Below are 20,792 nucleotides of genomic sequence, written 5' to 3'. Positions count from 1 at the left end.
CATTCTGGTCATGGGCGTTTTTTTGAGGGGCGTTTCTGACAATGCGCTTAGGGGAGTAACGTAAATATCATGTCCAGCATTAATTTCCCAAAGAGCGCTTTTTCTGCAACATGTTGAACCGCATGGATTACAAGCCACGTGACACGTACGACTTGTGGTGAGGGAGAAGCGGATAACCGACCCCTTTACAGGTAAAAATACCGGTAAAAAAAGCAGGCATATGTTGCGATTAATGGCTATAAATCTTTATAAATCAGTATGCTAAACTGGTCTATATATAGGAAATTATACCGGCAATTATAATGACATCTATAGTCCCATTCCTGCCTCAGGACAGTGCTCCTGGTGAGTTACAGGAAGCTGCCGTTGAACTCATGAAGCTTGACGCTGCTCTCAATGCGCATATCCCCGAATCTCTCAGAGCACCTTTAAAGTTCATGCTTCGAGCTGTTAACTCTTTCTATAGCAACAGAATCGAAGGAAATCCTACACAGCCAGCTGAAATATTAAAGGCTCAGTTGAACAAAGAAAAAGATCTGGAGGACGACCTTTTCGAGATAAAACATCATATTGATGTTCAACGATACTTGAGCCAGCAAACTCTCGATCCATTAGAAATATGCACTAGTGGCTTTTTAACAGGCCTTCATAAATCTTTCTATGAGGGTATGCCTGATAAATTTCTTTCAGTAGAAAATCCGAAGACAAAAGAAAAGATAAATGTAGTTCCAGGTGAATTTAGAACAAGAAATGTGAAAGTTGGTAAGCATGTTCCTCCTGAGCATGAAGAATTAACGAGATTAATAAACTGGTTCTCGACAGCATACAGACCTGATAGGATTTTTGGTACAAGTCGAATATTTGCTGCTGCTGCATCACACCATAGATTAATGTGGATTCACCCTTTTATGGATGGCAACGGGAGGGTCGGGAGACTCTTTACAGATAACTACATGAAGTATTGTGCCAACCTGGGGGGGTATGGATTATGGTCTATAAGCAGGGGATTTGGAAGAGATGTAGATGCCTACTATAAAGCTCTGGCAATGGCAGATATGGAAAGACAAGGCTCTGGTGACGGTAGAGGTATTCTATCAGACAAAGGACTGTTAAAGTTCACAGAATATTTTATTGATACTGCACTAGGCCAAGTGAAATTCTTCTATGAATTATTAGACCCTAAACGACTCAACGAACGTTTAGACATCTATTTTGAGATGAGGAATCGTCAAGCATTGACTGGTGTTAGTGGCGAAATCCTGCCTCAGCCAAGACCTGAAGTAAAAACCATATATAAAGAATTACTTTCTACCAGCTCTGGTACATTGGAAAGGTCTGAAATTGGCAAAATGCTTAACCTTGGGGAAAAGACGATAAGAACGATTCTTTCTCAAATGGTTTCTGAAAAGCTAGTAGATGCTCAGCCAAGAAAGCCCGTTAAACTATCTTTGTCACCTAACTCCGTAGAGATATTATTCCCTCGCCTTTGGTAGTCAAGCCACATTTGCGTGAATAGAGTAAGAGCTGGCTTCTCTCCAGCTCTCTCTTCACCACAAACTATCAGGATTTAACTTCCATAGATTGAAAACGATCTTCTTTTTCCGCATGGGGTAAAAGCAGGTTCAGCAGCACCGCAGTTATCGCGCACAGGGAAATCCCCTGCAGGGTAAAATCGCCAAAGCTCAGGGCCATATTACCAATACCAAACACCAGTACAATGGAAACAATCACCAGGTTGCGGGGTTTGCCCAGATCAACCTGAGCCTTAATCAAAGTGTTCAGCCCCACCACAGCAATAGAACCAAACAGCAGAATCATAATCCCCCCCATTACTGCTGTCGGAATGGTTGCCAGCAATCCGCCGACCTTGCCAATAAACGCCACCGCAATGGCAAAGACGGCTGCCCAGGTCATGATTTTTGGATTAAAGGCTTTCGTCAACATCACCGCTCCAGTCACTTCACTGTAAGTGGTGTTAGGTGGACCACCGAACAGTGCCGCCGCCGACGTAGCCAGACCATCACCCAGCAGGGTGTTTTGCAGACCCGGCTTTTCCAGATACTTCTTGCCGGTGACAGAACTGATCGCCAGCATATCACCTATGTGTTCAATCGCAGGGGCAATAGCGACAGGAATCAAAAACAGGATGGCGTTAATGTTGTATTCCGGAAAGCTGAAATTTGGCAGCCCAACCCATGCGGCTTCGTGCATGGGGGTAAAATCAACAACCCCCATGAAAACAGCCGTGCAATAGCCAGCCGCAACACCACATAAAATAGGGATTAACCTCAAAAGACCGCCTGCCACTGTCGACACCAGCAACGTGCTCAGCAGTGAAACACCCGCCAGAATAACGGAGGTGGTTTCGTTGATAGCAGGGTTAGCCGTGCCGTTTGCCATGCTGATGGCTGTTGGTGCCAGACCCAGACCAATCACCATAATGACAGGCCCGACCACAACTGGTGGGAACAGTCGGTACAGGAAACCACTGCCACGAACACGGACAATCAGGCTCAACAGCACATAAAAGAAACCTGCTGCCATCAGCCCCCCCATAGTCGCAGGCAATCCCCACTGCCCAACACTGAATGTGATCGGTGCAATAAAAGCAAAAGAGGATGCTAGAAAGATTGGTACAGTTCGGCGAGTAACCAGCTGAAAAATCAGGGTGCCGACGCCCGCCGTAAAAAAGGCTACGTTCGGGTCCAGCCCGGTCAGGATAGGAACCAGCACCAGTGCGCCAAAGGCAACAAACAGCATCTGTCCACCCATCAGCACCTGACGTCCCAGAGACGTATCGTCTCCCAGAGAGTTTGTGTCGATCATAATTATTCTCTTCAAGTCAGCAAATTAGTCATTATTTTTATGGCTTTCCATCTCGCCATGCTTTCCTGCACCCATAAAAAAAGGCCTTACGGCCCTTTTTTTATGGTTTACTTAGTTCCGAAAATCTTGTCTCCGGCATCGCCCAGCCCCGGCATAATATAGCCGTGCTCATTCAGACAGTCATCAACAGAAGCGGTGTATAGTTTTACATCCGGGTGCGCTTTCAGCAGTTTTTCGATACCTTCAGGTGCCGCCACCAGAACCAGACAGCGAATTTCCTTACAACCCGCTTTCTTCAGCATATCGATGGTCGCAATCATGGAACCACCTGTTGCCAGCATCGGGTCCAGCACCAGGGCCATGCGCTCATCAATATCTTTTACCAGCTTCTCAAAATAAGGCACTGGTTCCAGGGTTTCCTCGTCGCGGTAAAGACCGACAACACTGACACGAGCACTTGGAATCAGATCCAGTACACCATCCATCATCCCCAGTCCGGCACGCAGAATAGGAACAATGGTGATTTTCTTACCCTTGATCTGATCGACCTGAACATCACCCGCCCAGCCATCAATGGTCACTTCTTCCAGTTCCAGGTCTTTGGTCGCTTCGTAAGTCAGCAGGGAGCCAACTTCATTGGCCAGGGTGCGAAAACTCTTGGTGCTGATATCGCGCGAACGCAGAATACCCAGCTTGTGTTGTACCAGAGGGTGTTTAATTTCCTGTACACTCATGCCAAAACCTCGACCAGTGTGGTGTCTCTCAATTCAATCCGGCGTCATCTGTCTTTCTCCTGCCCGCATAGCGTTCTTCCGGAAAATTCCTGAAAAGATACAGCTAACAAGTAGGGAAAGGCGGCTGTCTGGACTGACCATGCCTTAGAATGCGCCGCTAACAGCGTAAACCTTCTTATTGTCACATAACTTGAATACAACTCCATAGGTTTTTTACGAAAACCACCTCGTAGAGCCTCGACTTGCTGTTCTGGTCAAAGACAGGTATTTTTTTCTCTTTTTTGATCAAGGTCAAACCAGTAGCACGTTTGACCAGATTGCTAACCTTATTGAGGTTCTCACCCAATGTCTGTTGATCTAGACCATATCCGGCAAGTTCGTGAAGAAGCTGACTGTCTCTATAATGAGCAGCAGATTGAAGAAGCTATTGCCAGCATGGGTAAAGCCATCACCGAACAGCTGAGTGACAGCAACCCGCTGGTTTACTGTGTGATGAACGGTGGTCTGGTCATTACCGGCAAGCTGATGACCCACCTGCAATTCCCCCTGGAAGCATCCTACGTGCATGCAACCCGCTACAGAGACCAACTGACTGGCGGACAGCTGAATTGGAAAGTGCGTCCAACCCAGGACATGAAAGGTCGTACTGTTATTGTGGTTGACGATATTCTGGACGAAGGCCACACTCTGGACGCTATCGTTGACTTCTGCAAAGAACAGGGTGCCGAGAAAGTACTGACTGCCGTTCTGATCGATAAGAATCACGACCGCAAGGCTCGCCCTGGCATGAAAGCCGACTTCTGCGGCCTGGAAATCGAAGACCGTTACATCTTCGGTTATGGTCTGGACTATCAGGGCTACTGGCGTAATGCTAATGGCATCTTTGCCCTGAAAGGTCACTAAAAGGCTATTCAGCAGCATAAAAAAACGCCATACCGCTTCGGTTATGGCGTTTTTTGAGGAATAAAGCAAAGTTCAGCGACCACGTATTGCTTTTTTCATAGTCCCTTTTTGCTTTTCTGTGTTTTCAGTAATCTGCTTGTGCTCTTCTTCTATACGTTTATCTTCATTTGCTTGCACCTCATCATATTTATCCATTATCGCCCCAAGAACATCGGTATTACGTAGTGTTTGCAGATCTCTTTCTGCTTTCTCCAGTCTGCTTTCTAATTCTGGACGTTTAGCTTGTAATTCGGACAACTTCTTTTCCAAACCGACCTTTTTTTCTCTGGCATTTTTTAGGCTTTCATTCAACGGATGAAGACCTGATTGTAAAAATGTTTTTTTATCCGTTCCTTTTCTTTCCGACTTTGGCAATGCATTAAATTGTTTTTTTAATATTTCCGTTTGTTTTACCAGCTGACTTTCCAAATCTTTAATCGCATGATTATTTCCTGAAATATCGACGGCCTTGATTTTATCAATATTGTATATCAACCTATCCAGATTCACCTTTGCCTCATAAGCCATACCTTGATATCGATTAAACTCGTTCTGGTAACCGACCTTTGCCGAGGCTCTGTTTTTATCAAGTTGATTTTTATAATTTTCAGCCCTCTCATCAATACCCTTATGTATTTTTGTTTCGGCTCGATCATAGGCCGCATCAATCTCACCAGCCAGGTCTTGAGTCAATTTAGATAGCTCGTCTTTTAATTCTGAACGGTCAACATCATATTTTTTGGTTTCATTACCTGCCTTCTGATAGCTTTCAAACTCTTCCGCCCCCTTGAACGCTTCCTTAAATTCCCCCAAGATTTCGGCTTTCTTCTCTTGAGATTGGTTTTTGGAGAAAACAAACTCCTTCCCTGTCCCCGGAATTTTGAACTTACCTGATTTAGGCGCTTTATCGCTGGCAAGCAAGCTCAGCTCCTTGCCAAACTGCCTTTCAAACTGTTGCGTTTCCTGTTTAAGTGACTTCAACTCAGCAAGACGATCCAGTTTATTATTTCTGGTTTCAAACTGTGTCTGTATGTTTTCAGGGAAGGACTTAAGTACTGCATCCGGTACTTTCTTCCAGTTTTTGCCGGTTATCCAGCGTTTTGCTTCACCATAAACCGCAGACTTGAGCTTACGGCTTTTCGCCCTAATCGTATCGGCTACCTTCTGCTTTCTGTTTCGGGTGTCCTTTTTTTCCGAAGGCTGAACATCATCGTTAGCAGGGGTCTCCGCTTTTTCCTGGGCCTCAGCATTATCAGTACCCATAGCATGGGCTATTTCACTTTCATTAGGGGAAGCTGGAAAAACATCGCTGCCGAGGGAAGAATAAGCACTGTCAGCACTTGCTGAATCGGGAGTCTCTGAGGGGCGAGGCATATAGGATTGCTGCGAATCCTGGCGAGAAATTTTTCGCTCGGCTATCGATTGACCACTCCTCTGGGAAGAAGGCTGAGAGGGTGCCAGTTTCACGGAAGGTAAAGACGCGGATCTCGGCGGTAAACTGACCAAAAAACCGAAAGACTTCCCTTTCAATCTTGAGTCAGTAGACGGTTGAGCCGCTGGCTTTAAATTCGACGCTGACTGGACAATCCCTGAGTTATTTATAGATGGCATAAGCTGGTACCGTGAACGTCCCTGTTCTGTTGTTGCAAAAGCACCCACAACGATTACTGAGTCCTTTCTGTTATAAATTAAGTATCAGCTATAGCCATCAGGCGTATCTCTTTGAATTTATATCATTTTGAAATATCAAAACATTTTATCTACAAGAAAGGCTGTTATTGCCACTACACCTACCAATGCGGTGAAAACATCCAGAAATGGCTGTCTGAAGTGTTTTAGCCGTTCAACCCTGTAAAAGGCGTAAACCGGCATGAGGTAAAGAATGGTCGCCAGTACAGGCACCACAACCATTTCCACCATGCCGATCACGCTCCAGTTGGCATAACCGGCAATCCAGCAGGTCAATACCACAAATATCACTGAAAAACGCTTCAGCCCGACAGTATTGACAGGCTTTTCCGGGTATTTCCTCAGCCAGTGCTGCACCACCAGCCCCTGAATACCTTCCAGTGTTCCCAGATATACCCCGAACCAGGAACTGGTAATAGCAAGAAAAGCAATAAGGGGAGCAAGAATAGAGAAAAGCAGATTACCCGACTGGTTAGCCAGTACAGATAAAATCGGCAGATTCTCCATTTTTGCCTGAGCCATATCCTCCGCAGAAAGGCTGAGGACTGAGGAAAAAACAAATAAAAGGATCACTAACAGCAGTAGTTGTGTATTACGTTTCAATATCAAGGCTGTCTTGTGGGCACACGCCTGTTCATCATTGATCTGCACCCGGTAAGCCCTGGCAAATGCTGAACAGGCGGGCGAATGGTTGAACGAAAAAATCAGCAGCGGAGTCGTCAGAAACAAAGTAACTCCCATACTGTGAAAGTCGACTGGCTGGTCAAAGGCTGAAAGGTTCCATTGCGGCACCAGATACAGGGAAATCCCCAGCAATACGACGACCAGTGGATAACACAGCAACTTCACTGCCCGAAGCATCCAGGTTTCCCCGGTGTGCATAATGGCTACCAGCCCAACCACCAGAGACAGGCATAACCAGAGTCGGGAAGGTGGCTCCCATTGCAGCTGATTTTCGATAAAACTGAGTACTACATTAGTGATGCCTATGCCATAGAGCAGAATGATGGGATAAATACAGAGGAAGTAGCCTACAGTGAGCACCCTCCCTGCCTTCTCACCAAAATGTTCGTTGACTGTAGAAGTAATATTCGCGGTTGGGTTACTGGCAGACAGGCAGAAACGGACAAGGTTGCGATGAGCCAGCCAGACCATGGGGCCGGCCATGACAGACAGGATGATCAGAGGCCAGATACCACCGGCCCCGGCACTGATGGGCAAGTAAAGGATACCGGCACCAATGGCCGTTCCAAATAAATTAAGCATCCAGCCTGTATCGCGGGAGGTCCATTTACTGACAGAGCTGCCAAAAGCCTCTGCCCGCTCTTTACCAAGCTCTGCAGAATTTTTTGGCATTGAGTTCTCCTCAAACTTAGCGCATTCGGTTGCTTCAGTATTAGGGGCGCAGCATTCAATAACTTACCGGGCTGTTGGCTTTTGGCTATTAGCTGCTCATACAGCCAACCGCCAACAGCCAACAGCCAACAGCGGTATATTATGTTCTGCTGCTTCCCTTAATAGTCAGTTTCCATACCGAACTGTTGTCAGACTTCAGGAGCCTGCGAACCAAAGACAGCCCTGAGCTGTTTACCAATTCAGGGCTTCAGAATCAGAAAAGTGACCTGATTGGTAAACAACTCAGGAAACCGCTAGGAGTATAGACATACCGTTCAGAATTAATTCCCATGCTTACAGAAAAAAACACTTTCATTGAAGGTATAAATATCTATATAACCAAATAAATTAATACATATTTTTTTATTCAGTTAGAATCAGCCGAGAATACTTTTCCGGGCTGCACCATGAAAAAAGACAAGAAAAAAATTATCGGAGAAACATTAAGCGATGAGCGCATTAAAGAGCTTCTGGCACTTAAGTCTCCATTCGGTGAAAGCCGTTCATTCCATATTCTGACCAGAGCTTACCGCACTCTCAGACAAGAAGACTTTTCCCGCTTCATTCTGTTTTATGCAGAAACCGGGTTAGAACTGAACCCCTGTGACCGATCTGGTCGCCGCTTCCTTGATATTCTCTCCAGACATCAGCATGCTACGCCTTACATTCAGACCCTCCAAACGGTGAGCATTCGATAATGCCTCAGATGGCAGTTCTACAGCTGCCATCTATACTCCTGATTCTTTACTATCTTTTCATTCACTTATGGCTGTTCATGTGGAGTAACCCCATTATGCTTTTTCCAAGGCCTTACTGTTTCTGGGTTTTGTGCATTTCCTTGTTTTCAGGTAATCTCTTTGCCAGCGAGCTCGACCAGGCAAAAGCCTATGACAAACACTATCCGGAAATAAAATACACCGAACTGAGAAAATCCATTGATGCGGGAGAGGTGTTTATCATTGATGCCAACAGCGAGCAGACTTTCAAAAAAGGCCACTTGCCGACCGCTGTATCCATGACTAATAAAAAAATGCTGGAAGAGCGTATGCCTTATAACAAACACTACCCCATTATTGTTTACTGTGGCGGTCCTCAATGCACGGCATGGCACAAAGCCGCCGACTTTGCAGCAGCACGGGATTTCACCAGTGTTCGCCACTACAAGGGTGGGTTGAAAGATTGGCAGGCTCAGGGTGAGCGCCTCTCGACAACCTCAAACTGAAATGTTCGGCCTCTTACCATAATTTACACAGGCAACCACTGAAATCACATATGAAGATTCGTAAAGAAACATCAGACGACATCAACACCATACGCGACCTGGTTTATGCTGCGTTCAAGGGGCATCCACACCATAAACCCGGAGCCGAACCCACTGAACACACCATTATCGACCTGCTGAGGGAAAGTAACGAATTATCGTTGTCTCTGGTGGCTGAGCAGAATGGTGAAATTATTGGTCATATCGCATTCTCACCCGTCAGGATTAATGGGCAGGATAGCCACTGGCTAGGACTCGGGCCTGTCGCCGTTTTACCCGATGCGAAGGGCAAAGGCATTGGCTCAGCACTGATCAATGAAGCGATTAAGAAGCTTAAAGAAAAGGGGATCAGCGGCTTTGTTGTTCTGGGAGAACCGGAATATTACAGTCGGTTCGGTTTCTCACATTACTCAGAACTCACCTTACCCGGCGTTCCGCAAGAGTATTTTATGGGATTGTCAAATAGCTCAGAGATCCCAACAGGTGAAGTCACCTATTCTTCAGCCTTTGGTTAAAATTTCTCCTTGTTTTGACGATGGCCTATAAGTACCCGGCCACAGGGTTGAGTACCTATATTCACAACACTGTGTTCACACTATGCCTGATATCACTGGTGCCAACAGGCCATTACCTCCACTTCCCGGTCCCCGGTCTGAACGTCTGCCTCTGCAAACAGGCAACATGAGCAATACGGGGCGCACTGTTCAAACCGCCACACCAAAGCGAAACCTGCCAAAGTTGTCCGGGCAGCCTCTCTTCCAAGGAAAGTCTTTGAGAGAGAGGAAAATCACAGCAATGGGCAAAGAGGCTCCCTTACCTGTAGTCAACATCAAGAGACAGGCTAAGGATGTTATTCCTGAAATGATACCGGGGAAGGTGCAACCCCCTCCCAGACTGGGCAATGTCAAGGTTGGAAAAATGCTGGGTCAGGGGGCATTTGGCAGGGTATTCCTGGCCAGAAACACCCCCGCCGTTAACCCTTCCGAAACCCCGGGAATCTTACAGAAAAATTACGTAGTCAAAGATCAAAACCTGGGGACAGACCCGAATACAGTACAGTTTCGGAAAAACCAGGCTCATGCTGAAGTTCAATTCCAGAGGCACGCAAAAGGCGCTGTGGGTATTACCGGTGAAAACGTCTACCAGGGCAATGATGGCGTTCATCACCAGGTTATGATGGAACACGGCGGCCAGGAGCTGGCCAAAATCATTGAACCTGCAGCCAGTGGTAAGGCCAACCCTCTGGATGAAGGAACCTGCCAGGCCATCGGTTCGCAACTTATTTCACAGCTATCTTCCCTGCACCAGCAGGGGGTGGTCCATCGGGATATCAAGCCTGAGAATGTGCTGATCAACCATCAGGGGAAAGCCCGGCTATCCGACTTTGGAATCAGCCAGCAGGCAAACCCAGCCAACACACAGTACGGCTCTGACGCTCTCAAATTCAGCGGCTTTGCAGGAACCCCTGCCTACATGGCTCCCGAAATCGTTCAGGCACAACACTACTCAGAAAAAGCCGACTGCTGGTCGATGGGAATGATGCTGTCAGAATTACTGACTGGTGAGAGGCCGCCTTATTTATTTCATGACAAGAAACATAAAGGGAGAAAATACAGACAAATTGACCTGAGCTCGTACAATCGATTTACCCGTTCTATCAGAGAGAACCCTAAGCTGTCACCCGATGCAAAGAACGCAATTCTGAGTATGATTGCTCTTGACCCACGAGCCAGACCCTCTGCCAAACAGGCTCTGAACCTGCCGTTTTTCCAGAGTGGCAAAAATCAGCATTTTCAGCTTCAAAATCAGCACCAGGAGGCATTCCAGCAACTGGCGCACTTTGAGCAAATGCTTGAAAGCGCCGAGGCTCGATTACTGGCAAAACCCGATGAAACGACAGCACGGGAAGTTGCTTCATTAGGGCGACAGGTTTCAGCAATGGGGACTGAAGTAAAATGTTTACAAGCAAGGATGGAATTAAAAGACCTGAATTCTGAGCTGGAAAAGCTGGGTAAGAAAATGAATGATTTTTATAGCAACCCACCAAAAACCACAAAAAAGAAAAAAGCCTTTTCAGACCTGTCTGCCAGGTATCACGTAACCTTGAAGGACGTACACCTTAAGGAGCAGGAAGCGAACCATCTGGATCAGAGCGCCAGCCTTATGCGGCAAAAAAACAACCTTATTGCTCAAGTAGAAGCAGCTCAAAGCGGGCGCAGCGGAAAGCCAACCCGGAAAACGGCGCAGCTGATGATACAGGCGCTGGAGGTAGACAAAGAGTTACAGGTCAAAGAACTTGAAAACCAGCTGGGAATCCTGAAAATAAAACAGGCTTACTTCAGAAACCATGAAACGGCATTAACCGATGGTCAACGCACTGAGGCAAAAGAGATAGCAGCCGCCATAAAAAACAATGAAGGTGAGCTGGCAGAACTGCAACAATCATTGAAGCATTCTTAAAATTGGCTAAAGTGAGTTCACTCAGACTTTCAAATCAAGCATTTTCACGGCTTAAAATATTTAAACACTATGAGTTAAACGGTTTTTAGAATGAAAAGATTCTAAGAGTAAGAAGGCGACAGTAAATGAAATAAGTCTTTTACTGCCAACCACCGTTATCCAACTGACAGAATGCTGCTTATGTACTGGTTCCTTCTCCTTATGGCTGGTGTATTCGAATCGGCCTTTGCCATTGGCCTCAAACTCAGTGACGGCTTCAGCAAGCCGGTTCCCAGTCTTCTGACAGCGATTGCCATTGCCCTGAGTATGTTGATGATGTCCCTGGCCATGCGTGGCATACCAGTAGCGACTGCCTATGCAGTCTGGGTAGGCATCGGAGTCGCTGGCAGCCTGACCCTGAGTTATCTATTCCTGAAAGAGCCCATTAACAGTATGCAACTTATTAGCGTAGCGTTAATTCTCTTTGGGGTTCTTGGCCTGAAAGTCACGTCTACTGGTTAATACCTGCTCAAACAGACAGGTTAGTTCTGCGTAACTGGGCACTGAACCGTTAAAACAGCTTGATCCAGATCAATACTAACACTTAGGTAATAGCCGAAATCGAACAAATAAAGGCTCAAAGCGCCAGCGATATTCTCTGAAAAATAGAGAATAATCAGCCCTTTACCCCAAAAACACCTGCCTTAAATCCCTGTTTTGCCATTTATTGATTTAAAACAACCTCTCTCGCCCTGCGTATCTCTAATCTTTATAGCCGACGGAGTTTAGTAGAGTCATTACCAATAAAAACCCTTCATCGCCTATGGGTTAATGGGTGGATTTTATGCTCACAAACTCCGTTACCCGCTGAGATTGACTATCCATAACAAGCACAACAAGCAGATCGTACATCTCGCAATCAGCCTGCAATAGCTACACGACAACAACATGTGAGCAGGCACTATGTCTGGCAACAAAGGATAATCAATATGCAGCAGTGGATTCGACTCTCCCTAACCACCAAAGTCCTGATTGGTATGGTAACCGGCTTGCTGGTTGGTCTGGTTATGCGACACCAGTTCGAAGGCATTGCCTTCGTGGAACATTATCTGGTCAACGGCCTGTTCGACATCACCGGTCAGATCTTCCTGACTGTTCTGAAAATGCTTGTAGTACCACTGGTTTTTACTTCCATAGTCTGTGGTGCCTGCTCTCTGAAAGACATCAGCGTACTGGGTCGCCTTGGGGTTAAAACCGTTGGCCTTTACCTTCTGACGACCTGCATTGCAATCAGCCTGGCAATGGCAGTAGCCCTGGTGGTCTCACCTGGCGAAGGAGCCAACCTGGAGAGTGTCAGCAGCTTCGCTGCATCTGACGCACCTTCCATTTCCGAAGTCATCATTGGCATGTTCCCAAAAAACCCAATTGAAGCCCTGGCTTCCGGCAACACTCTGCAAATTATTGTATTTGCACTGCTGTTTGGTATTGCCATTGCCGCTGCCGGCAAACCTGCCCAGCCGGTGGTCAACCTGTTCATCGCCCTGAACGAAGTGATGATGAAACTGGTGACTCTGGTAATGAACCTGGCACCTTATGGTGTGATGAGCCTGATGGCAAAATTGTTCTACAGCATCAATCTTGGTGCTGTTGGCAACCTGTTCCAGTACTTTATGGTGGTGATCAGTGTTCTGGCCCTGCAGGTTTTCATCACGTATTGTGGCCTGCTAAAAATTACAACGGGGCTGAGCCCACGCCTGTTCCTGAAGAAAATTCAGGATGCCTTTATGTTTGCGTTTACCACGGCCTCCAGCAATGCCACCATTCCGGTTACCATGGAAGCCGTGACCCGTCGTATGGGCGTAAAAAACGATGTCGCTTCTTTCACCATCCCCCTGGGCAGCACCATAAACATGGATGGCACTGCGATCATGCAGGGTGCCGCGACAGTATTTATCGCCCAGGCGTTTGGTGTTGAATTGTTTCTGAACGATTACCTGATGGTCATTATGACAGCTACTTTGGCATCTATCGGCACAGCCGGTGTTCCGGGGGTTGGGCTGATCATGCTGGCAATGGTTCTGCAACAGGTTGGCCTCCCCCTGGAAGGCATAGCCCTGATTATGGGCGTTGACCGTCTGCTGGATATGGTGCGAACCGCTGTCAACATTACCGGCGACAGTGTTGTTACCTGTGTCGTGGCAAAAAGTGAAGGAGCCCTGGACCTGTCAGTGTTTAATAACGAGGCAGCCGGTGAGAGTGATGAAAACATTGACTTTCACCAAATAGGCAATCACCATCAGCCTCTGAAAGCCTGACCCTTTTTGTTCAGGAGCCTGACCATTCCTGTTCAGGCTCCCAAGCCTACTGTTCAGGCCGTCGATCAGTACGCCTTTTATAACGGCATCGGGCCTGAACCCTATTGAATAATTCTGTCCATTCGGTAAAGTCCGCGGTTTATCACAATCCCAGATGGAATCAGTGTGTCCAGAAGCTTTCAGTTCGACCAGATCGGTGTCATCCACTCCTGTTACCGGCAGAAGTTTGGTATTCCCCGTCAGCCCGGTATTGTCACCGCCGCCGAGGCTGAACTGGAACTGCTCCCACCTTACAACCAGGAAAATCTGGTACGGGGGCTGGAAGGCTTTTCTCACCTGTGGGTACACTTTATTTTTCATGAAACCATGAACGAAGGCTGGCGACCCACTATTCGCCCACCCCGTCTGGGCGGCAAGCAGCGCATGGGGGTTTTCGCCACCCGCTCGACGCACCGCCCTAACCCTGCTGGCCTTTCGGTGGTTCGCTTAAAAGGCATTCAGTCTGGCAACGGCAAACTTGTACTTCAGCTTGCAGAAGCCGACCTGTTGGATGGCACGCCGGTCATTGATATAAAGCCATACCTGCCTTATGCCGATGCCCTGCCTGAAGCCAAAGGGGGGTTTGCACCATTGCCTGCGGTGATGGCAGAAGTAGAGTTCACCGAAGAAGCCATGGCTAAATGTTTGAGCTATGAACAGAAAACCGGTCGACAACTGGTACTGCTTATTCAGCAGGTTCTTGGGCAGGACCCACGCCCGGCTTATCTGCGTGAAACCACCGGGAGACGGCATGGTTCAGCGCTATGGGATGTGAATGTGGTCTGGGAGTCCAGGGGCGACCATTTTCTGGTCACCGACCTGGAGGCTTATACACCGGATCACCAGGCGTTCTGGCACTACCAGCAACATAGTGATCAATGATCAGCCTTTGATCAGCCTGAACCAGTGTCCGGATGGGTGCCCGGGGGGCTGAAGCATCCGTCATCATATCGGCAATCTTTCTTGTAAATAAGGCTGAGGTCGGTCCGACATAGTTCAGGGCAACATGAAAAGACAGGCCTTTGAGTATACCGTTGGTTGTAAACATACCATTCAGCTGGTTTGTCGCAGGTGAAATATAAGCTCCAGCGTAAGGAATGTAGTTCATAAGCTGACTCGCATAAGGGGATACTATAGCGGCTAACTGTATTCCAGCCAGCACTCCCATGGTCAGGAAAGCGCTGTTCATTTGCCCCTGAAACCATTCTTCCACTTCTTGCATTCGCTGGCTGCTGGAGAGCATGTAACCCGTCGCTGATGAACTCATCTGCCGCAGGTATTCACCAAAAAAAACGCTTGTCACCGCACCGGGATTGTCCACCAGCGCCATAGACAAAGAAACCAGACCGTCTTGCAGCAGAGGCAGCATTTCAGAATCACGCCAGAAATAGTGCTCATTGATGTTTCTTATAAAGCTTCGGGCTCTTCCTGCGGAGTTGATGGTAATTTTCACCTGCATGACATGCGGATCGCCGGTCTCGTCAGCCAGAAGAAAGTGTGCATCAGACAAAGCAAACAGAGTAGACAGAGCGGCTCCGGCATCGGTTACCGCTTTACTACCGGGCTGACGGATAGTGCCATTAGCAGGCGACAGCTTTTCCCCCCATGGCTGAAAAACAAATTGTCCATTGCAGTCAATGGTGTTTCCTGCAAGCGATGAGAGCCAGAAAGTCGCGTAGCGTCCTGCCAGTGAGAGCTCCCCCATAGGTGTTAACAATTTTTGTATCAGAGGGAAAGCAGCTGCCTGCATAACAGCTGCGGAGCAGGTGGCCTGTGCCGGCGAAAAACCGCGATTCGCGATCGATTGCTTAAGGTCACGTCCTGCCTTTAGCTGCACTGATGTCATAGTGTAACCATGCAAATAGGCAAACACGCCGCCATCCTTGAAGTTGTTTAGCCCATTTCCTGCAGCCTTATCGATACCGCCCGATAAAGCCACTGCCATGACATGATAACCCAGAGTTTCAAGGAGAGACTGAACTCTGACATAAGGGGAGCGCCCGGGTTTATGCAGGGTGGTCAGACAGATCAAACGACCAGCATTCGCTGGAGAATGGATAATACGCTTTCGGGTCAGAGGGGTTTCCAGTCTTTCACTGTCAAATTCAGTGCGCCCCTTAGCGTTAATGAAAGCCAGATCCAGATACAAGCCATGATGGGTGTAATCGAAACCCTCCTCAGTGGCCGTACTGCCAGGGCGAATCGGGTTGTACTCCAAGCTGTCCCAGTACTTGTCCTTTAACTGTGGAGGAGCAGCCAGATAAACCGTTGCAGTACCATCGGGGCCGACCAGAACACAGTTAGTGCCATCATCTTTAATCGTTCCGTCAGGTTGAATCTCGATAACCGGATGCTGCTGATCAAGGGCAGCAGGATAGGTGGAATTGAATAATTCGAAGCTCGCCTCTGCACTATCAGGCAATAAAGAACCCGCTAGCAGGCAACCCAATAATAAAGGAAAGAACTGTCGCATATTATCTAAAGGCTCTGAAAATGGAATGCTAAGAATAGACAGTTATTTAAAATAACGCAGAAATTTATAAATTTATTTTTTAAGCACAATATGAACTGAAAGGAATCATTCTGAACTCACTCATATACTTATTTCGGAACAAAAGTGCTACTTTCTTCCTTCAAGTAATGTTTGATGGCGGAACGCTGAATGATCATACCTTATAAGGACATTGACCCCGATACACTCAACAATCTGATTGAAGAATTTGTCACCCGCGATGGCACCGACAATGGCTACGATCAACCCCTGGAACAAAAAATAGAAAGTGTCCTGAAACAGCTACAGCAAGGGGAAGTCGTGGTTGTTTTTGACCCGAACCTGGCCAGCGTTAACATTGTGCCGAAAAATACGGTGGCCGCGATGGATGGCAGCCATTAAGGAAGCATATACCGTTGTTGGCTGTTGGCTGTTGGCTGTTGGCTGTTGGCTGTTGGCTAAAAGCTAAAAGCTAAAAGCCAACTCATCAAAGCGGAAACTGTGTCAACTCCACACCATTCAACATCAGCAACCCATCTTCCAGAGCCATTTTCAGGGTTCTGCTTTCCTTCCAGACCGCTTTAGCCTGCTGCATGCTGTTCAGGCATTGCACCTGCTCACCGGAATCCTGAAATTGCAGACAGGAAGCGGTGAGGAAGTCACCACTGTTCACCATGGTCTGACACATGGCACTGTAAAATACCGCTTCCGCTGGCTGCCCGCCCTGCTCCTGAACCATTTGCTGAGGTATATATTCACAACCCCAGCCCAGCAGCTCATCGGACAAATGAACAGAAGCAGACACAGCCAGGGACTGCATCGCCGCATGGGTCATCAGGCTTTCTTCTATCGGTGTCTGAGGTGGGTTATCCAGAAACTGTTCTACAAATGCTTTAGTTTTGTCCGTACCTGCCAGATCAAAGGCAAAAGAAAAATGCCCTTTGCTGGTCTGTACCGAAACCTCTTCAACCGCAATACGTGGCTGAGTACTGATTAAATCCCGCAACCATAGACCGGCATCGTCAACCGACATGACCTGCTCAGCATCGCCGCGCCCCAGCAGCTCAGGAATACGCTCAAGCAGATTTCGGTCAACATTTTCCACACTGGAACTGATGCTTAACCCTTCAATCAGATTATCCAGCCCCTGTTCAGACAATAGCGGAACAGTCACTGAACCCGTACTCATGACCATATGACTGCTCAGCTGGTCATTAGCCCTTGTCTGCTCACCTTCAGCCTGAAAGTTATCCACAACCAGCAATACATCGGAAGAAACGGAAGGCACAGAGTAAGAGACTTCCGGAGCCGTCATGGACCAGCTCTGTTCATGGGTACTGAATTCCACCACCGGAGAATTCATGGCCATGCGAAACAGAGGCTCACTGTTTTCATGCACCGTCCAGACCAGAGGTTCCATATCCACGGCAACGGTTCCGGAGCGCTGGCTGGTCAGCTGCCCCTCTGTCGGATCAACCTGCAAAGTCAGCACCGCTTCCGGATCCAGAGGCCATTCAATACCTTCTGTGGTCAGCCTGGCGGATATGGAACCGTTCAGATTCATGGAACCACTGATGGTTCCCGGCATGGTAAAGCGAACACCCTGCTCATACGTGTAATAGTTAACGTCCAGATCACCGGAGACCATGCCCGGTACAGAAAAAAGAGAGCCATGATTCAAAGTACCGGTCAGTTCCAGCGCCTGACCGTTAATCTTGCGCAAGCCCGTTCCCTGAAGTGTCAGTTCCAGGTCCGTACTGCCATAACCCCGACTGATGGACAGGTTTTCAACACGATAGTCGTGCTGCTCTGCCAGATTGACCAGATCATTCTTCAGACGACTTTCAAGAATAAAACCGTTCAGGGCTGGCATACCCAGCACCGTCAGACCTGCCAGTCCGGCCATACCGGATATCCATAATTTTTTTGTATTCGTCATTGGTTACTTCTTACTTATAGTTTGCAGCGACGCAGTTGCTCGCCATAATTGCTGGCCCGACTCTTTACACGTCGTGCCGTATTCATCAGCCATGGCTTACTCTTGTAGCTACCACGGCGATACCCTCCCATACCTTCGTGATAGTTGAGATACAACTGATCAGCCCGCCACAGGGATACCCCATTCACACGACGGACTTTATTGGTATACCAGCCAATAAAATCAATCGCGTCCGCAAAGTCATCACGGCTTTTAAACCAGCCTCCGGTTTCATCCAGATATTCCTGCCAGGTGCCGTCCTGCGCCTGGGCATAACCATAGGCTGAAGATTTACGCGGTAGCGGAATAAACAGGAAGTAAGGACGAGGCGGCCGAACATTGTGTCTGAAGCTGGATTCCTGGTACATAATCGCCATCTGGACCTGCACAGGGGTTCCCCACTTCTTCTGGGATTTTTTTGCCGCCTTATACCAGCTGGGCTTTTCTCTGAAGATGCTGCACAGATTATGCCTGTCAGAAGGCGGAGCCGTACTACTGCACCCGGTTAACAACAGGCTGATCAACAGGATCAGCCCCCCCAGTTTCTTAATGTGGCTATTTTTAGAAAAGCCTTTTCTTAAGAACAAGGCCGATATTGGTATCATTCAACGCCCCAGTCCGCTTTCAGCGCTATGAAATCGTCTTCGGAGATCACTTTAACCCCCAGATTCTGTGCTTTGGTTAACTTCGATCCCGCTTTTTCTCCGGCCAGCAATACGGTGGTTTTTGCTGAAACAGACCCGGATACCTTAGCGCCCAGTTGTTGCAGAATCTCTTTTCCCTGATCTCTGGTCATAGAATGCAGGGAGCCGGTCAATACCCAGGTTTCTCCGGCCAGTGGTTGTGCTACGCCTTCAGCCGGTGCTTCAATAGCGGCCCATGTAACCCCCTGCTCCAGCAGTTCCTCGATCACTTCCTTATTATGAGGCTGACGGAAAAATTTCTCGATATGCGACGCCACAACAGGACCCACGTCATCAACAGTTTGCAGGTCATCAACACAGGCAGAGCGAATAGCCTCCAACTCTTTATAGTGGCTGACCAGGCTGCGTGCCGTCGCCTCTCCCACTTCCCGAATACCCAGAGAATAAATAAAACGGGCAAGGGTTGTCGTACGACTGCGATCCAGAGCATTAATCAGGTTTGTGGCTGACTTTCTACCCATTCGTTCCAGACCGGAAACCTGTTCTACCGTCAGTTTGTAGAGATCGGCAACGGTATTAATCAGGCCTTTTGCCACCAGCTGATCCACCAGCTTATCGCCCAGTCCTTCAATATCCAGCGCTTTTCGGGAGGCATAATGCTTAATGGCTTCCTTACGCTGGGCAGAACAGTATAAGCCACCAGAACAGCGTGCTGCGGCTTCACCTTCGTCCTGCTCGATTTCAGAACCACATACCGGACAGGTGTCTGGCATAACAATATCACGCAGCTGATCGTCTGAAGGTCGGCAGGAGTGAGCAACACCCACCACTTTCGGAATAACGTCACCCGCCCGATGGACAATGACCGTATCACCAATTTTCAGATCGAGGCGGATAATTTCATCCATATTGTGCAACGTGGCATTACTGACCGTAACGCCCCCCACAAACACAGGCTCCAGCCTGGCGACAGGTGTTACGGCACCGGTACGCCCCACCTGAAACTCAACATCTTTCAGCAGGGTCATCTCTTCCTGGGCAGGAAACTTCCGGGCAATCGCCCAACGTGGCGCACGGGCAACAAAACCCAGCTGTTTCTGCAAATTCAGATCATTCACCTTATAGACAATGCCGTCTATTTCGTAAGGTAATTCCTGTCGTTTTTCTGCCAGCTGCCCGTAGTAATCTTCACAGGCTTTAACACCCGTGACGACCTGTGTTTCCGGATTAATACGCAGACCCCACTGACTGAACAGTTCCAGAATGTCGGCGTGTTTATCAGGCAGGCTCCCCCCTTCGACAATACCGGCACTGTAACAATACATAGTCAGCGGGCGACGTGCAGTGACTCTGGAGTCCAGCTGACGAAGACTGCCCGCAGCCGCATTACGGGGATTGACAAAAACCTTTTCTTCTCTGGCCCGGGCGCGGGCATTCATCTTTTCAAAACCGGCTTTGGGCATGAAAATTTCACCGCGCACTTCCAGCCGCTCAGGCCAGCCTTTTCCCATGAGTGTGAGGGGTATGGATGCAATAGTGCGAACATTCTGAGTGATGTCTTCCCCGGTGGTGCCATCACCACGGGTAGCCCCACGAGCCAGCACACCCTTTTCGTACAACAAACTGACAGCAATCCCGTCGAGCTTGGGTTCACAGGCGTATTCGATATCAGCCGTAGCGGTCAGACGCTCTTTTACACGACGGTTAAAGTCCTGCAACTCAGCTTCATTGAAAGCATTATCCAGCGACAACATCGGCATTTCATGAAGTACCTGACCAAACTCTTTTAGAGGGGCGGCACCAACACGCTGGGTAGGAGAATCTCCGGTGATCAATTCCGGATTATCGGTTTCCAGCTGTTTCAGGCGTTGCAGCAACTGGTCATAGGCGGCATCACTGATCTGTGGATCATCCAGCACGTAGTAGCGGTGGTTGTGGTGATTAATCTGCTGACGCAGGTCCTGAATTTCCTGCTCAACGTCTTCCTGAGAGAATAGATTTAGGTCAGTCATGATCCGGGAGAGTATTAAAGCCCCGCA

General features: G+C 48.1%; 18 protein-coding genes. 10 read left to right on the top strand and 8 right to left on the bottom strand.

The genetic code is table 11. The features are described from left to right. Positions 1-302 precede the first annotated feature (302 nt). The gene (locus tag NX720_RS19745; RefSeq protein WP_262596932.1) at positions 303-1,493 is read left to right on the top strand and encodes a Fic family protein; all 1,191 of its coding nucleotides are present in this window, start codon (positions 303-305) and stop codon (positions 1,491-1,493) included. Between the two features lie 67 nt (positions 1,494-1,560). On the opposite strand, the gene NX720_RS19740 is transcribed toward NX720_RS19745, so the two are convergent. After that, a complete protein-coding gene (locus NX720_RS19740) occupies positions 1,561-2,826 on the bottom strand; it encodes a uracil-xanthine permease family protein (RefSeq protein WP_262596930.1) in 1,266 nt (421 codons plus the stop codon). Between the two features lie 107 nt (positions 2,827-2,933). After that, positions 2,934-3,560, bottom strand: coding sequence for a uracil phosphoribosyltransferase (gene upp, locus NX720_RS19735; protein ID WP_262596927.1), 627 nt, complete (start codon positions 3,558-3,560; stop codon positions 2,934-2,936). A 345-nt stretch (positions 3,561-3,905) separates the two neighbouring features. On the opposite strand from upp, the gene NX720_RS19730 reads away from it, so the two are divergent. After that, entirely contained in the window at positions 3,906-4,463 is a 558-nt protein-coding gene (locus NX720_RS19730) for a hypoxanthine-guanine phosphoribosyltransferase (protein ID WP_262596925.1), read from the top strand. A gap of 72 nt (positions 4,464-4,535) precedes the next feature. On the opposite strand, the gene NX720_RS19725 is transcribed toward NX720_RS19730, so the two are convergent. Both NX720_RS19725 and NX720_RS19720 read right to left on the bottom strand, forming a co-directional pair. Next, the gene (locus NX720_RS19725) at positions 4,536-5,876 is read right to left on the bottom strand and encodes a coiled-coil domain-containing protein (RefSeq protein WP_262596924.1); all 1,341 of its coding nucleotides are present in this window, start codon (positions 5,874-5,876) and stop codon (positions 4,536-4,538) included. Positions 5,877-6,248: 372 nt separating this feature from the next. Continuing rightward, positions 6,249-7,547: an amino acid permease gene (locus NX720_RS19720; RefSeq protein WP_262596922.1), complete on the bottom strand. Its 1,299-nt coding sequence runs from the start codon at positions 7,545-7,547 to the stop codon at positions 6,249-6,251. Between the two features lie 446 nt (positions 7,548-7,993). Here NX720_RS19720 and NX720_RS19715 point away from each other — a divergent pair, with 446 nt between their 5' ends. The 7 genes from NX720_RS19715 to tsaA all read left to right on the top strand — a co-directional run bounded on the left by NX720_RS19715 (position 7,994) and on the right by tsaA (position 14,522). After that, positions 7,994-8,284, top strand: a complete 291-nt coding sequence (locus NX720_RS19715; protein ID WP_262596920.1) for a PA4642 family protein — start codon at positions 7,994-7,996, stop codon at positions 8,282-8,284. A gap of 95 nt (positions 8,285-8,379) precedes the next feature. After that, complete coding sequence (locus tag NX720_RS19710) at positions 8,380-8,808, top strand: rhodanese-like domain-containing protein (RefSeq protein WP_262596918.1); 429 nt, start codon at positions 8,380-8,382, stop codon at positions 8,806-8,808. 50 nt (positions 8,809-8,858) lie between these two features. After that, positions 8,859-9,362 carry a GNAT family N-acetyltransferase gene (locus NX720_RS19705; RefSeq protein ID WP_262596916.1) on the top strand — a complete coding sequence of 168 codons (504 nt, stop codon included), beginning with the start codon at positions 8,859-8,861 and terminating at the stop codon, positions 9,360-9,362. An 82-nt stretch (positions 9,363-9,444) separates the two neighbouring features. Then, entirely contained in the window at positions 9,445-11,307 is a 1,863-nt protein-coding gene (locus NX720_RS19700; protein WP_262596915.1) for a serine/threonine-protein kinase, read from the top strand. 171 nt (positions 11,308-11,478) lie between these two features. After that, on the top strand, positions 11,479-11,808 hold the full coding sequence (locus NX720_RS19695) for a DMT family transporter (RefSeq protein ID WP_318654061.1): 330 nt from the start codon (positions 11,479-11,481) through the stop codon (positions 11,806-11,808). Between the two features lie 467 nt (positions 11,809-12,275). Next, a complete protein-coding gene (locus tag NX720_RS19690; RefSeq protein ID WP_262596911.1) occupies positions 12,276-13,601 on the top strand; it encodes a dicarboxylate/amino acid:cation symporter in 1,326 nt (441 codons plus the stop codon). A 165-nt stretch (positions 13,602-13,766) separates the two neighbouring features. Continuing rightward, on the top strand, positions 13,767-14,522 hold the full coding sequence (gene tsaA / locus NX720_RS19685) for a tRNA (N6-threonylcarbamoyladenosine(37)-N6)-methyltransferase TrmO (RefSeq protein WP_318654060.1): 756 nt from the start codon (positions 13,767-13,769) through the stop codon (positions 14,520-14,522). On the opposite strand, the gene NX720_RS19680 is transcribed toward tsaA, so the two are convergent. Continuing rightward, positions 14,452-16,062: a hypothetical protein gene (locus NX720_RS19680; RefSeq protein WP_262596909.1), complete on the bottom strand. Its 1,611-nt coding sequence runs from the start codon at positions 16,060-16,062 to the stop codon at positions 14,452-14,454. The two genes, tsaA and NX720_RS19680, sit on opposite strands and share 71 nt — an antisense overlap. Positions 16,063-16,302: 240 nt before the next feature. On the opposite strand from NX720_RS19680, the gene NX720_RS19675 reads away from it, so the two are divergent. Continuing rightward, on the top strand, positions 16,303-16,533 hold the full coding sequence (locus NX720_RS19675) for a YheU family protein (RefSeq protein WP_262596908.1): 231 nt from the start codon (positions 16,303-16,305) through the stop codon (positions 16,531-16,533). An 85-nt stretch (positions 16,534-16,618) separates the two neighbouring features. Here the strand turns inward: NX720_RS19675 and NX720_RS19670 are convergent, their stop codons facing one another. The 3 genes from NX720_RS19670 to ligA are packed head-to-tail and all read right to left on the bottom strand — an operon-like array spanning position 16,619 to position 20,765. Next, positions 16,619-18,070, bottom strand: a complete 1,452-nt coding sequence (locus NX720_RS19670; protein WP_262596906.1) for a YdgA family protein — start codon at positions 18,068-18,070, stop codon at positions 16,619-16,621. A gap of 14 nt (positions 18,071-18,084) precedes the next feature. Further along, on the bottom strand, positions 18,085-18,714 hold the full coding sequence (locus NX720_RS19665; RefSeq protein WP_262596904.1) for a transglycosylase SLT domain-containing protein: 630 nt from the start codon (positions 18,712-18,714) through the stop codon (positions 18,085-18,087). Next, on the bottom strand, positions 18,711-20,765 hold the full coding sequence (gene ligA / locus NX720_RS19660; RefSeq protein WP_262596902.1) for an NAD-dependent DNA ligase LigA: 2,055 nt from the start codon (positions 20,763-20,765) through the stop codon (positions 18,711-18,713). The genes NX720_RS19665 and ligA overlap by 4 nt, the downstream gene beginning before the upstream one ends. Positions 20,766-20,792: the final 27 nt, after the last annotated feature.

This window comes from Endozoicomonas euniceicola, from assembly GCF_025562755.1.
GTDB lineage: Bacteria > Pseudomonadota > Gammaproteobacteria > Pseudomonadales > Endozoicomonadaceae > Endozoicomonas_A > Endozoicomonas_A euniceicola.
The sequence above is the reverse complement of the archived record's forward strand: the minus strand, read 5'-3'. Positions and strand labels throughout refer to the sequence as shown.

What these genes read in the sequence shown, in the direction of transcription:
- NX720_RS19690 (WP_262596911.1), top strand. Translation starts at nt 12,276, where the DNA reads ATGCAGCAGTGGATTCGACTCTCCCTAACCACCAAAGTCCTGATTGGT.
- NX720_RS19715 (WP_262596920.1), top strand. Translation starts at nt 7,994, where the DNA reads ATGAAAAAAGACAAGAAAAAAATTATCGGAGAAACATTAAGCGATGAG.
- NX720_RS19670 (WP_262596906.1), bottom strand. Translation starts at nt 18,070, where the DNA reads ATGACGAATACAAAAAAATTATGGATATCCGGTATGGCCGGACTGGCA.
- NX720_RS19705 (WP_262596916.1), top strand. Translation starts at nt 8,859, where the DNA reads ATGAAGATTCGTAAAGAAACATCAGACGACATCAACACCATACGCGAC.
- NX720_RS19675 (WP_262596908.1), top strand. Translation starts at nt 16,303, where the DNA reads ATGATCATACCTTATAAGGACATTGACCCCGATACACTCAACAATCTG.
- NX720_RS19745 (WP_262596932.1), top strand. Translation starts at nt 303, where the DNA reads ATGACATCTATAGTCCCATTCCTGCCTCAGGACAGTGCTCCTGGTGAG.
- NX720_RS19695 (WP_318654061.1), top strand. Translation starts at nt 11,479, where the DNA reads ATGCTGCTTATGTACTGGTTCCTTCTCCTTATGGCTGGTGTATTCGAA.
- NX720_RS19700 (WP_262596915.1), top strand. Translation starts at nt 9,445, where the DNA reads ATGCCTGATATCACTGGTGCCAACAGGCCATTACCTCCACTTCCCGGT.
- NX720_RS19725 (WP_262596924.1), bottom strand. Translation starts at nt 5,876, where the DNA reads ATGCCTCGCCCCTCAGAGACTCCCGATTCAGCAAGTGCTGACAGTGCT.
- NX720_RS19710 (WP_262596918.1), top strand. Translation starts at nt 8,380, where the DNA reads ATGCTTTTTCCAAGGCCTTACTGTTTCTGGGTTTTGTGCATTTCCTTG.
- NX720_RS19720 (WP_262596922.1), bottom strand. Translation starts at nt 7,547, where the DNA reads ATGCCAAAAAATTCTGCAGAGCTTGGTAAAGAGCGGGCAGAGGCTTTT.
- upp (WP_262596927.1), bottom strand. Translation starts at nt 3,560, where the DNA reads ATGAGTGTACAGGAAATTAAACACCCTCTGGTACAACACAAGCTGGGT.
- ligA (WP_262596902.1), bottom strand. Translation starts at nt 20,765, where the DNA reads ATGACTGACCTAAATCTATTCTCTCAGGAAGACGTTGAGCAGGAAATT.
- NX720_RS19740 (WP_262596930.1), bottom strand. Translation starts at nt 2,826, where the DNA reads ATGATCGACACAAACTCTCTGGGAGACGATACGTCTCTGGGACGTCAG.
- NX720_RS19730 (WP_262596925.1), top strand. Translation starts at nt 3,906, where the DNA reads ATGTCTGTTGATCTAGACCATATCCGGCAAGTTCGTGAAGAAGCTGAC.
- NX720_RS19665 (WP_262596904.1), bottom strand. Translation starts at nt 18,714, where the DNA reads ATGATACCAATATCGGCCTTGTTCTTAAGAAAAGGCTTTTCTAAAAAT.